This is a genomic window from Nonomuraea sp. NPDC004702 (assembly GCF_053601695.1).
This window is the reverse complement of the sequence record NZ_JBSGCE010000143.1, coordinates 1-11,050: the sequence shown is the minus strand read 5'-3', so window position 1 is coordinate 11,050 and position 11,050 is coordinate 1. Positions and strand designations below refer to the sequence as shown.

The 11,050-nt window shown below is 64.4% G+C and carries 11 protein-coding genes and 4 pseudogenes; 9 read left to right on the top strand and 6 right to left on the bottom strand.

Annotation, left to right across the window (positions count from 1 at the left end; genetic code table 11):
* Positions 1 to 326, bottom strand: a 326-nt coding sequence (locus ACWEJ6_RS53420; RefSeq protein ID WP_452433383.1) for a hypothetical protein, incomplete at its 3' end; no start/stop codon positions are given.
* 492 nt (positions 327 to 818) lie between these two features.
* Complete coding sequence (locus ACWEJ6_RS53415) at positions 819 to 1,724, bottom strand: RDD family protein (protein ID WP_452433381.1); 906 nt, start codon at positions 1,722 to 1,724, stop codon at positions 819 to 821.
* 285 nt (positions 1,725 to 2,009) lie between these two features.
* Here ACWEJ6_RS53415 and ACWEJ6_RS53410 point away from each other — a divergent pair.
* A pseudogene (locus ACWEJ6_RS53410) lies at positions 2,010 to 2,210 on the top strand (IS701 family transposase); the annotation flags it as partial.
* Positions 2,211 to 2,868: 658 nt separating this feature from the next.
* Positions 2,869 to 3,684, top strand: a complete 816-nt coding sequence (locus tag ACWEJ6_RS53405) for a hypothetical protein (protein ID WP_452433380.1) — start codon at positions 2,869 to 2,871, stop codon at positions 3,682 to 3,684.
* A gap of 247 nt (positions 3,685 to 3,931) precedes the next feature.
* Here the strand turns inward: ACWEJ6_RS53405 and ACWEJ6_RS53400 are convergent, their stop codons facing one another.
* The 3 genes and pseudogenes from ACWEJ6_RS53400 to ACWEJ6_RS53390 all read right to left on the bottom strand — a co-directional run.
* Positions 3,932 to 4,270 carry a hypothetical protein gene (locus ACWEJ6_RS53400; RefSeq protein ID WP_452433378.1) on the bottom strand — a complete coding sequence of 113 codons (339 nt, stop codon included), beginning with the start codon at positions 4,268 to 4,270 and terminating at the stop codon, positions 3,932 to 3,934.
* 82 nt (positions 4,271 to 4,352) lie between these two features.
* On the bottom strand, positions 4,353 to 4,964 hold the full coding sequence (locus ACWEJ6_RS53395; RefSeq protein WP_452433385.1) for a DUF5753 domain-containing protein: 612 nt from the start codon (positions 4,962 to 4,964) through the stop codon (positions 4,353 to 4,355).
* Positions 4,965 to 5,012: 48 nt separating this feature from the next.
* Positions 5,013 to 5,207 (bottom strand): annotated as a pseudogene (locus ACWEJ6_RS53390) (helix-turn-helix domain-containing protein); the annotation flags it as partial.
* A gap of 711 nt (positions 5,208 to 5,918) precedes the next feature.
* On the opposite strand from ACWEJ6_RS53390, the gene ACWEJ6_RS53385 reads away from it, so the two are divergent.
* The 5 genes and pseudogenes from ACWEJ6_RS53385 to ACWEJ6_RS53365 form a co-directional block, all read left to right on the top strand.
* On the top strand, positions 5,919 to 6,110 hold the full coding sequence (locus ACWEJ6_RS53385; protein WP_452433376.1) for a hypothetical protein: 192 nt from the start codon (positions 5,919 to 5,921) through the stop codon (positions 6,108 to 6,110).
* Positions 6,111 to 6,202: 92 nt separating this feature from the next.
* Positions 6,203 to 6,856, top strand: a complete 654-nt coding sequence (locus ACWEJ6_RS53380; protein WP_452433375.1) for a 2'-5' RNA ligase family protein — start codon at positions 6,203 to 6,205, stop codon at positions 6,854 to 6,856.
* Between the two features lie 9 nt (positions 6,857 to 6,865).
* On the top strand, positions 6,866 to 7,033 hold the full coding sequence (locus tag ACWEJ6_RS53375) for a hypothetical protein (RefSeq protein WP_452433374.1): 168 nt from the start codon (positions 6,866 to 6,868) through the stop codon (positions 7,031 to 7,033).
* Positions 7,034 to 7,333: 300 nt separating this feature from the next.
* Positions 7,334 to 7,483 (top strand): hypothetical protein, encoded by a 150-nt coding sequence (locus ACWEJ6_RS53370; protein ID WP_452433373.1) that lies wholly within the window; start codon positions 7,334 to 7,336, stop codon positions 7,481 to 7,483.
* A gap of 42 nt (positions 7,484 to 7,525) precedes the next feature.
* Positions 7,526 to 8,179 (top strand): annotated as a pseudogene (locus ACWEJ6_RS53365) (ATP-binding protein); the annotation flags it as partial.
* A gap of 239 nt (positions 8,180 to 8,418) precedes the next feature.
* Here the strand turns inward: ACWEJ6_RS53365 and ACWEJ6_RS53360 are convergent.
* A complete protein-coding gene (locus tag ACWEJ6_RS53360; protein WP_452433371.1) occupies positions 8,419 to 9,252 on the bottom strand; it encodes a hypothetical protein in 834 nt (277 codons plus the stop codon).
* A 554-nt stretch (positions 9,253 to 9,806) separates the two neighbouring features.
* Here ACWEJ6_RS53360 and ACWEJ6_RS53355 point away from each other — a divergent pair.
* A pseudogene (locus ACWEJ6_RS53355) lies at positions 9,807 to 10,088 on the top strand (helix-turn-helix domain-containing protein); the annotation flags it as partial.
* 277 nt (positions 10,089 to 10,365) lie between these two features.
* The gene (locus tag ACWEJ6_RS53350) at positions 10,366 to 10,944 is read left to right on the top strand and encodes a transposase (protein ID WP_452433384.1); all 579 of its coding nucleotides are present in this window, start codon (positions 10,366 to 10,368) and stop codon (positions 10,942 to 10,944) included.
* Positions 10,945 to 11,050 lie beyond the last annotated feature (106 nt).

Sequence of the window (11,050 nt, the reverse complement as noted above, 5' to 3'; positions counted from 1 at the left end):
GTCTTCCCGAGCGCCTGTATGTACTCGGCGCGGGCCTCGGCACTGCCGGCGTCCTCGAACACCTCGACACTGCCCGCCCCATCTGCCTTAACCCTGCTATCGGTGAACTCGGCCTTGCTGAGGTAGCCGTTGGGGCGGCCAAGCAGCTTGTTCGGGTCAGTGTTCTCGTCGTAGACGGTGCCGAGCTTGGCGGGCACGCCGTTAGCACCGAGGTCACCGACGATGGTCGCGGCGTCCTTGTTGGTCGAGGCGCCGCCGCAGGCGGTGAGAAGGCCGACCAGTGCAAGCACGGCGGCGGCGTGGAGGTGTCGTCGTAACGCGATCATAAGATCATGCATACACTCTGGATCGGTCCAGCACGGCAGTGTTGATGCGATTGGTAGCTGCCTCGCCACTGGGCATGCGGGTTCTGTCCGCTGCTGTACAGCGCAAAAGTACAGCAACACAGCCCTACTACGCCGTCCGATTCCAGCCACCCTCAACCACCTGACCAGGCCAAAGGCGACTCGACCAGGAGGCTGCCTTTCCCTACGGATCAGACGGTTAGGGATTGTTCGAGTCCTCTCGGCCGCGCACAGCAGAAGGGCCCACTGCTAGGGATGACCTGGAGCAAGCCTTCGTGTTTGTCAGGACAGTCCTGGGGTCTAAAAGGCACCCCAGGTCGAAGCACGATGCTGCTTTCTAGGACCGGTACGGACACAGACGGCTTTGACGCCAACCAGCGTCCGCTCGGCGCGGAACCGACGACCCAGGCGAACGATCAGGCAGTCAGGCCAGCTTGTAGAGCGCCGCGAGCCGCTGCGCCGCGACTGCCGCAGCTACAGGAAGTCGCGTACGGCCCGAGTACCAGCGAGGCGGTCGTGCAAGGTGCGAGTGGCCGGGTCGGCCAACGACCACAAACCGTCTACCAAGAGCATGACCAGCCCGACCTGTGGCACGCAGACGAGGACAGGGAAGACGAGCCCTCGGACCGCGGCGCGGCACCAACCCGGCCAGTGTCCGGTTTCAGTGGAGACGACGCGGATACGCATGAGCCGCTTACCGAACGTCCGTCCCGTCAGGACGTAGAGGAACGCGGGCACGGCGACAAGCGGCGATGTCGGTTCGTTGACCGTGAACCAGTTTAGGAGACCGTAGTCCAAGCTGCTGGGCCCGCCCTCGGAGAGGCCCAAGAAGGCGACGAAGACCAAGTAATCGAAGGTGAACGCCACCGCCCGTCGCCCGGCGAATCCACTCGGCCAGGTGTCCCTTGCGGTACGGGCGGCCAGCAGCACCAACAACGCGGAGAGTAGGAGGGCCGACTCCTCATACCCGTAGGCGGTCGCCACGGTCGCGAACCATTCGTCGCTGAGTACGGGGATCTCCGAGCAGCCGTCCGAAGCCATGTACGTAGGAGCGGCCGGTCCGACGACCGCGAGAAGAACGAGCAGGCCGGCCACCCGGCGTCCGATGATCGGCCCGTTCCCGGTGGCCACCGACATACAGAGCCCCGCAAGGACAAGGATGGCGGGCACACCCCATTGGACGGCCAGGCCCGCGATGTCGTAGGCGTCTCCCAGGGATGTCGATGCCAGTTTGGTGAGGCCGAAGCCGCCAGTGTCAAAGGACCCCACGCAGCCGAGGACGGTGTAGGAGAACCCGTACTCGAATTGCCAGGCGCTCCAAGTCGAGTAGGCTGCGGCGGCCAGGGCGGCCACCCAGGCGAGGTGGGCTAATCGCGGCAAGATGATCTCCGTTTTCGCGACACCCTAGCGGTATGGCCGGCCCTCCGTATTCACGCGGCACGGTGGTAGCGGCGTTGATCGGGTGGGCTTTCAGGGGCTCAGAGCGGGCTCGTGTCCGTGATCCAGCGTTGCGGCTGATCAGAACATCCACGCCGACCGGCGTGTCGTCTGGAAGAGGAGCTGGCCCGGGATCTCGCTAACGCTGTTGCTGGGCGGTCGCGGCCTCGGCGTTGATCCGCCCGCCCCATGCCTTGCCGATCCATTGGTTCTTGGGCACCGCGGCCCGAGGAGTGCTTCCAGAGCGCCAAGAACGAGACCGGCCTGGACCAGTACCAAGTCCGACGGTTCGATGCCTGGCATCGCCACATCACCCTCGCGATGCTCGTCCCCGCCTACCTGGCCGTCACCGCCGCGAACGCCCCAATAGCCCAAGCGGCCTGGCCCGCGTCACACCCGCCGAAATCCGCCGTCTCCTGGCAGGTCTGACCGCTACGATCACCCGCCCGCTCAGCCACGCCCTCGACTGGTCTCAACGTCGACGACACCATCAGACGCGCGCGTGAGCCAGCCACTGCTGGAGGCGTTGACTCGAACATCACGAGATCAGGCTGTAGAGGGCGAAGATTCGGGTGCGTCCGTCGAGGGGCTTGACGCGCCCTCGGATCCGCACGACCTGGCGGACGACGTCGATGTCCTCCAAAGCCGGCTCAACTTTCCCCTGGCGCGGCCGGGACCTGACGCGCCTACCATCACGGCATGGTGTTGGCGGGGGGTGACGTTAGCTGCCGCGTGTGCGGATGGATCATCCGCTGCGGCACCCGAAGACGACGCTCCGCCCTTGGCTACTTCAGTTCGATCGACTACGAGCGGCAGACCAGCGATAGGGTGCGGCTGGCCGCATAGCAACCGGTGTCCGCGCTTCGGGACGAGCCCTCAGACCCCGTACGGCGGGCAAGGCCACCGTCCGACGCAGCGATGGTTTTGGCCACCGAGCGACTGGGCGAGTCACCTGCCGCAACACCAGCACTGTGGCGGACTGGCGTAACGTCATCGGCGTGGGTGTCGTCAATGTGCTTGACCCGCCGGACGCGCTTGCCACGGGCGGGCGGAACATCCGCAGCGGGGAGTAGGACGGGAGGTGACCATGAGCGTCGAAGTCGACAGCACGATGTTCGCAGCCCTGCATGGCGAGTTGCGGCCCTACCCATGGCGGCAGCCGAGTCCGGATCCCGACGCCTACAGTCTGTTCGTCGCGCGATCGTCGGCCATGGGATGGCTCGCCGAGCCGACCGGGGGTGATCGCGGGCTGTGGGGGATGAACGATGCCGGGTTCGGCTCTGCGGCTGGTCCGTGGCGTTCCCGAGCTGCCTGGTTTCAGGCGTCGCTGCCCGCGCCGGCCGCACTCGACCTGCCGTTGCCGGTCCAGCCGTTCCTGGCTTGCGCGCAATGGGTCGCCGCTCGCGTGGGTGTGCTGCGCCTGGAGGCCGTCCAGGTTTCGCTGCCGGTACAGAGCCTGGCTTTGCCCGATGGCGGCTTTCATCGCACCGGCGCCGTGGTACGGCTGCTACAGCAGATCTGCTGGTTCGCCGATCTGCTTCCGCGGGCGAGAACGCGCGTACGAGTGACGCTGGACGGCGGGCAGAATCCGGTGCTCTTGTCAGTGGCGCCGGACATGCTCGGGTGGCTGCGGGAGCTGAAACAGGACATGTTCAGCGATTTCTTCCTCACGGATGACGAGGCCGTCATGCTGCGCCCTGCTATCACCGATGAGTTGTGGTGCGGGCCGGCTGAGCACAGCGTAACCATCGACGGCACCTTGGCCGAGTGGTCGCTGGATGCTCTCGGTTGGCTGGCCGCGCTTCTCGCCGAAGCGGGCCGTCACCATCGGCTCGACTGCCCGCTCATGCTGTCAGCCGTTCCTATCCTCGACTCAATATCCACTACGTATCTGTGCGGCTAGCTCGCGTCGCCGCTGACGATCAACCGCCAGTGATCGAGTACGCGGACCCGTGTGCTGCCACGACCTATCTCCATGACGGTGGGCGCTTGGGCGTCGCCGTTCCGCTCGGTCCGCCGGATCAGGTATGTTCCGCCCTCCATGCATTGCTCGTACTCGATGGATCCCCGGGTGATGAACTCTCTGATCTTCGCTCGAGACCCGCACGAGTGGTACGGGGCCCAGTCGAAGCGGGATCTACCTGGCGCGGTCATGGCTCGACGGAGGTGCGCCGCGGCGAGTGGGGGTATTTGGTCGGTCTGTCGATTCCGCTGAGGCCGCGGTACAGCCTGGGGCATTTCTTCATCGCCACGTCGAACAGGATCAGCCCGCCCCGACCGCCATCGGTGTGGCCTTCGATCCACCACGTACGGGTGATCGGATCGCTCGTCAGAGTCGCTCCGGAGGTCTGCTTGGGCTTGACCTGGTTGACGTGCGCCTGTACGAGATTCGTGTTCATCGTGGTCTGCGGAAGTGAGATCGACATGTCGTGGATCTCGACGCCCACTTTGTCGGAGGGAGGGGTGTAACAGCTGGCCAAGGCGTTCATGTCAGGAAGGTACGGACAACCCTTTTCAAGGGTCCACGATGTTGCTTGATGTTGCTCGCGGACCCTCGCAACGTCCCCTTGGTCAGCCTTGTCCCGACCATTCCTGGCGTGCTGACGCGAAGAGAGCGCGCGCCTCATCGCCGTAAGCGGCCGACTCGGACAACGTCTGGAACGCCTTTTCATACAGCGCGACGTCGCCGGGAGACTTCAACCGGACTTGACCGGGAACCGTGTCCACGCGAACTTGCTCGGTGTCATAGATCCAGAAGTTTTCTGGTGGCCAGATGCCGGTCTCCGGCCGCCAGATGACCACGCCGATACTGACGTTGGCTCGCCTTGTAAGTTCGGTGAGCCTGTCCATCTGGGCCGCCATATCGGCCGGCGGGCAGTACGGCGTGCGAAGTGCCTGCTCACCGATGAGGAACGCGAACCGGCGTGCGCCAGTCGTGATGACCCCCTGTTGCTGCATGCGCGCTTCGACAGCGGTACCTACGTCGTCCGGGATCCCCCGGAAACCGACGATCTTCGACAGGTGGCCGCGCGCGTACGCCATGGTCTGGACGAGTCCAGGAATCGCGCTGTGCTGGAAGATCCTGAAGTGGTTGGTCCGTTCGTACAGAGACAAGAATGATCGTTGTACCTGCCCGATACCACTTTCTTCGAGTCGTCGCCACTCAGTGTAGAAGGCGTTCACGTTTCGGACGCTGGCGACCAGATCCGTCGTCTGAGACTCCGCTTTGCAGATCCGGCACCATTCCCGGACGTCGGTCTCCGTCGGATGTTGCTTGTTGTTCTCGAGCTTAGAGACTTTGCTGTAGTGCCATCCTGCCTGTTGTCCCAGCTCACGTCCGGTTATTCCTGCCGAGCTCCGAATCTCTCGCAGACGAGCCGCGAGAATTCCTCGCGCTTCGTCTAGGCGCTGCTGAGGGCTGGACATGCGTGCGACCTCCATGAGTGCCGTGTGGTCAAGGTCTCCAGCCACCATAACCGCGATGTTGCGTCTCGTTCCTTGCCTTGAGGGAAGGCCTGCGTCCCCTCTGGGTGGGTGCGTGCGTGCCACACTGCGAGGCCTTGCCCCTAGGTCGGGCCCTTTCCTCTCGCGAGACACCGAGCGCGCTGACGGTCTCTTGGAACCCCGTTTCGTGCGTCTTAGCCGGCGGGGCGAGCCCATACGTGCCAACACGATTGACCAGACCGCGGCGCTGGTTCAGGATAATTCGCTGGAGGTACAAATAGGCGCGGCCTCCTTTTGTGGACAATCTCGACAATTTATCAACTGGTGGAGAATGCCGGGCGACGGAGCCGCATCCGCCGGGCTTCGGGCATGGCCCGTGCCGCAAGCGCGGCATCGCACGGTCATGCGGCAAGACCAGCGGCTCGAACGACACTCCCGCCACCCCTACAGCCGCGGCTCGAGAAGCTCCCGCCCGCTGCACGAGATCGCCTTCGCCGTACGGGCGGGGGACGCCGCCCCGCATGGTCGGCGCCATGGGCGTCGACACGGCGTCGGCAAGGGCACCGAGGTCCTCACCCGCCACCGATTGTTCTTCGGTGAGAAACCGACACGCCCAAGGTAATCGCCGCCAGCCACATCCCAGCCGACATCGCCCGCAGAACCTTTCTGGAGAAGCGCGACGGCGTTCCGGAGGTGCTCTTCCGATGCGCCGAGGACCTGAGCGACAAGCGCAACTATCACACCCACGACCAACGAATCGCCCGCAGCTCCACTTCAGGAGAGGCGCTCACACTGGCCTCCCACGGCGCGGGTCGCGTCATGCAGCTCATCCACACCGCTCGGACCGAGGCCGGCACCGTGCTGGAGATAGCGGAGTGGATCTGACCGGCGGAGCGGGTAACCATCATGGAGGAGTATCTGATTGGCCAGGAAAGCCGAACATCGCTAACACCGCTCCCCCGATCTGAGGCACACCGATGACCATCGAGAACGTGGACCAGGTTCGGCCGCACTGGTGGCCGCGGCAAGGCTGGCGACCCGGCCGTCTCATCTACACATGGCACCTGACCTTCGAGCGCGCCCCGCAGCTGCACCAGCTCGCGGAGTGCTACCAAAGCGCCCTTTCCATGCTCGACGGACATAACGCGATCCCAGCCCGATGGCTACACCTCACCATGCAATCAGTGGGGTTCGTCGACGAGGTCCCCGGAGAACTCCTCGACCAGGTCGTCAATGCGGTAAGCGAACGTCTCAGCCACCTCGCCCCCATCGAGCTGACCTTCCATCGACCAGTCGTCACCAGCGAGGCCGTGGTGCTGACTCCCGCGCATGCGGAACCGTTGCACCAGATCTGGACCGACATCAGGACTGGCATAGCCGAAGTCACCGGAAACGCGCCAACAGCACCTGAACAGGCCAAGGGATTCCGCCCGCACGTGAGCCTGACCTACTTCAACAGACCGGGACCTGCCAAGACCTACATCGACATGTTGAACGCCGTGAACGCTGACGCGACCAACGTCAGCGTGGAGGAGGTGGCATTGATCGTGCAGAACCGAGTTCTGGAGCCTGAGTGGCTCTACCGCTGGAACGTCCACGCCACAGTGCCTCTTGGCGCCCACTCGCGCTGATCAAGCCGCGTGATCGCTGGCAACCTTCACTTAACGTTCGACGAGGCGGCGTTGCCCCGGCTGCTGGAGTGCTACATCGCTGCGGCGACCAACATCTGTGTTCTGCTCGAACCGGACGGGCGCGGCGAGGCGGTGCCCGTCGGCGCCGGGTTGTTCCATCAAGGCCGACGGCGGTGAAGTTTTCGCAGGAGTCGCGGGCGATGGGTGAAGCCCTCGGCGATCGCGCCTGAGCCGCTCGCGCTATGGCCGAGGAGGCGGCCGTCCGCCGGGTGCGGGGCGAGGAGGCGGGCCGACACGCTCTGCCACGAATGCAGAGCCGGTTCTGACGACAAGGTCACCTTGTGGCTCACGGAGTGATGGTCCGCGCACGGCGGGTGGCCGGCCGTGCGAACGGGAGCACAGCAACGAAAATCGCTCGTTGGGAGCAGGCCCAGGCCGGCCACGGTAGGCTCACGCCCGCCCCGCGATATGCCGGAGATGCACGCAGGCAAGGCATGGCTTCTGAGGTTAGCGGCGGCGCTGTGCGCAACCAGGCCCCAGGCCGTGGCCACGCCGGTGGGCACCAAGGTGGAACAGCGCCGGGTCAGCGACTACGACGCACCGCTCGGCATCGAAACGGTGGCGTAATGGCCGCACGAGCCACCACCACCGCCACCGGGTCGGTGGCGGTCGCGAATTGCCCGCGACCTCGCCGCCGAGGTGGTGGTCCTGATCGTGGATGAGGTGGGCTACATCCCGTTCGAGCCCAAGGCCGCCAGCCTGTTCTTCCAGTTAGTCGCTAGCCGCTCTGAATGCGCCAACTTGATCGTCACGTCCAGCAACCCCCTCGGCAAGCGCACATGTTCGCGCCAACAAGTGTGTGGTTCGGCAGCTGACGTGGGCGTCGGCGTGGTTGCGCCACGCGGTCCGGAGGGTCACAAGTGCGAGCCGAGGGAGTGGCGCTCCCCATTTTCCGTGGTAGACCCTCTCGTCATGGCGTCGGGCGACGTCGTCGAAGCAGCGGATGATGGCGCGGGCCAGGGTGTCGATCGTTTGCCGCCTGGGCCAGATCTCGGTGCCGGCGTTGTCGTGCCGACGACCGTGGGGCAGCTGAGCAGTCGCACCCAGACGTCGTTGCCACCTCGAAAGAAGATCCAGCAAGACGCTGTCGGCTCGGCCTCGAACTGGGCCTGTGTCTGCTCTTCGCCGAGCATCAGCCGTGCTACCGCGGTCAGAAGTTCCTCAGGAGACGCGGTGACAGGAGGCGGCGCCCTCTGCCTCAGCCTGGTCAGCGGCAACGGTGCAGCCGGCCCATCCAGACACCGCCAGCGTCCAGCGCAATGACATCCGTGGCATGGTCATCCCTGTTTTGTCCTGAGATGGCTACGCACCACGGAGCCTTTTCATCCTTCTCGCCCGACTTGCCCGAGCAGGACTGATGACGCATCTACCGGTCCGGCTCAGCTGCTGGAGGTCCGGACCTGCGGTAATAGGATAAAGGGCGCACGGTGCCCGGCCGAGTATTGATGCCCTGTGACATCTCCAATAGAGAGGCCCCGACGTGCGAAGCCTCCTGTGTACCTCTATCTCCGAACCCACCCTTGCGCAATGTCCATCTCTCTCCACCATGAAACAAACCGCGGGTCTACGGCATCTAGTCTCCAGCGAGCCGCTAGGGCATTGAAGAAGGCATCGTTCCCGGTTTTGCCTCCTCTGAGCTCTCCTATGTAAATGAGTCGTTCCCCGCCCGCTTCCTCGAACAAGGTCAGCGCGTCAGATGCCATACTGTCCCCCCAGCCAGGCGGCCAGCAGAGGAATAGCACGAGACCGGCCATCTGGACATGCCTTGCCAATTTGTCAAGCGTATTGATGGAGTGCCAGACGTCCACCTGACCGGCCGCTGTAGGGAACGAGACGTTTGCGCTGGCATCGGGCGGGCTCAAATCGTAAGCCTCGACCTGCAGACCCGCGCGAGACAACTGTGCAGCCCAATAGCCGCGACCGGCGCCAAGCTCCACGAGTCTGCGGTGACCACAAAAGCCGGACACCCATGCAACACTCTCCGGAGAAGGTATCGCATAAGCATAGACTTCTTGCAAGACCGTCTGTGCAAAGGCGAGTCTTGCGCTTCCCGTTATTCGGCCACCGTTAACCACGCGGCGGCTCTCATGCTCGAACACAAACGGTTGCACAATGTCCCAATACGGGTTCGCGCTTACAGAGCTTCCGCCAGTCATGTAATGCACGAGCCGCAAGTCAAATGCCGTGTCTATTTTAGTGTCCCCGGTCCCGGGCAGCCTCGCCGCCATATCTAGATATTCCGCGACCTTGGGATATTCTGCTTGGAGTCTCTGCTCATCCTGCAGCAACGCAGTGATTTCGTCCCACCGCTTCGCCGTCATCCTCAGGTCAGCCATGCAAGCTAGCTTCTCGCATGAAACGAGGCAGCGCCATACACTTCTTCTCCCCCTGCCGCGCGAAGCCCGTGAGGAAGGGCCCGCAAGCGCCCGCGGGCCGCGCCTTCCCGCCGCTGCTGCCCTTGCGGCAACGAGTGCTCGCGCCACCCACCGCTGGAGACCCTGAGGACGCCATAGATGGTTGAACCCATTTCATCCCTCGTAGTAGGCTTCCAGGTCACGACCTGATCTCGAGCTGAAAGTTCGGCCAGGGACACAGAGAACCCCGGCAGATGGGCTGATCGCCACCATCCATTCCGTCACCACCAGGGGCTCGGGATACTGTTCTATCAGTGAGACTGGTGCCATCGGGAACGACTGCTACTGCGGTTGAGGTTGCAGGAGTAGGAAGTGTTGCCCACGAGGTTGACCTTTGTTCTATCTGGCCCAGGTCTTCTGGTGCCAGAGGCACGATCTGTCGCCTCTTCTAGTGCTGCGTTCCTCAAGGGGCCAGCGTCTTCTTACTGGTCCGCTGCGCTGAGCAGAGACATCGTGCATGGCAGGAGGGCTGTGCCATGCCGAAGCTGTTACGTGCCCGGACACCGCGAGATGACCGGGAAGAGCGCCAGATCCGCAGGCTGGCCGGGGCCCGGCATGCCCCGGCTGACTGGATCCAACGAGCCACCATCATCACCATGAGCTGGGACGGAGCGCGTGTCCCAGCGATCGCCGCGCGAGTGGGCTGCCATCCGGCGACGGTGCGGCGCCGTCTTCACCGCTTTTCCGCCGACGGGATCGAGGGCCTAGCCGACCTGCCGGAGCCGGGCCGCAAGCCGCGCATCACCCAGGAGGAACGCTCCCAGATCATCGCATTGGCCAAAAGCCCGCCACCAGGCCATCCCCACTGGCAGGGACGGGGGCGAGTTGCGAGCCGCCGACGAGCGGGGGCCAGCAGTGTGGACGCTGGACACCCTCACCGCCACAGCTCGCAGCGCGGGAATCGACGTGCACCGCTCCCAGATCCGCCGAATCCCGCGCGAGGTGGGGGTGAGATGGCGCCGTACTCGATCCTGGACCACCAGCAAGGATCCCGAGTTCGCCGTAAAAGAACGATGATCGTCGGCCTGTACACCGATCCACCCGCCAACGCGGTCGTGGTGTGCGCCGACGAGCTGGGACCCATCCTCCCCCCGGACCTTCCCACCCGGACCGGCCTGGTCGGCCGATGGCCACCGGATCAAAGCACCGCTGGACTACGCCCGAGGCCCGGACAAGACCTGGGTGTACGGCGCGCTGCGAGTCGCCGACGGCACCGCGCTGACGATGACCGCCCCGTCCCGCAACAGCGCCTGCTACCAGCAATTCCTCCAACAACTCGAGGACGCCAACCCCGGAGACGGCGACATCTGGGTGATCGCCGACAACCTGTCCAGCCACAACAGCCTGGCCACCCGAACCTGGCTGGCCGACCATCCCCGGATCCGCCACGCATTCATCCCGGTCGGCGCCCGCTGGCTCAATCTGCGGGAACCCTGGTGGCGGATCTTCCGGCGGCACGCCTTGGCGGGAGTGTCCTTCTCCTGCCCCGACGACATCGCCTACGCCACCCGTATCGCCACCACCCAACTCAACCAACAGGCCAAACCATGGATATGGGGACGGCCGCCACCATCTCCCCGACACTTACGCCTCCGGTTCGTCTATGTCCTTTGAGGAATGCAGCACTAGTACTACAGCAAGGCTTTGTGATGTAGTCTGGAGGCATGCTCGATGAGTTAACCGCTGATGATCTCCGATCGTGGGTGTCAGGACTGGACGC

Excerpts from the sequence above, each read along its gene's own strand:
- ACWEJ6_RS53400 (WP_452433378.1), bottom strand. The coding sequence starts at position 4,270 with ATGAACGCCTTGGCCAGCTGTTACACCCCTCCCTCCGACAAAGTGGGC.
- ACWEJ6_RS53380 (WP_452433375.1), top strand. The coding sequence starts at position 6,203 with ATGACCATCGAGAACGTGGACCAGGTTCGGCCGCACTGGTGGCCGCGG.
- ACWEJ6_RS53405 (WP_452433380.1), top strand. The coding sequence starts at position 2,869 with ATGAGCGTCGAAGTCGACAGCACGATGTTCGCAGCCCTGCATGGCGAG.
- ACWEJ6_RS53370 (WP_452433373.1), top strand. The coding sequence starts at position 7,334 with ATGCACGCAGGCAAGGCATGGCTTCTGAGGTTAGCGGCGGCGCTGTGC.
- ACWEJ6_RS53360 (WP_452433371.1), bottom strand. The coding sequence starts at position 9,252 with ATGGCTGACCTGAGGATGACGGCGAAGCGGTGGGACGAAATCACTGCG.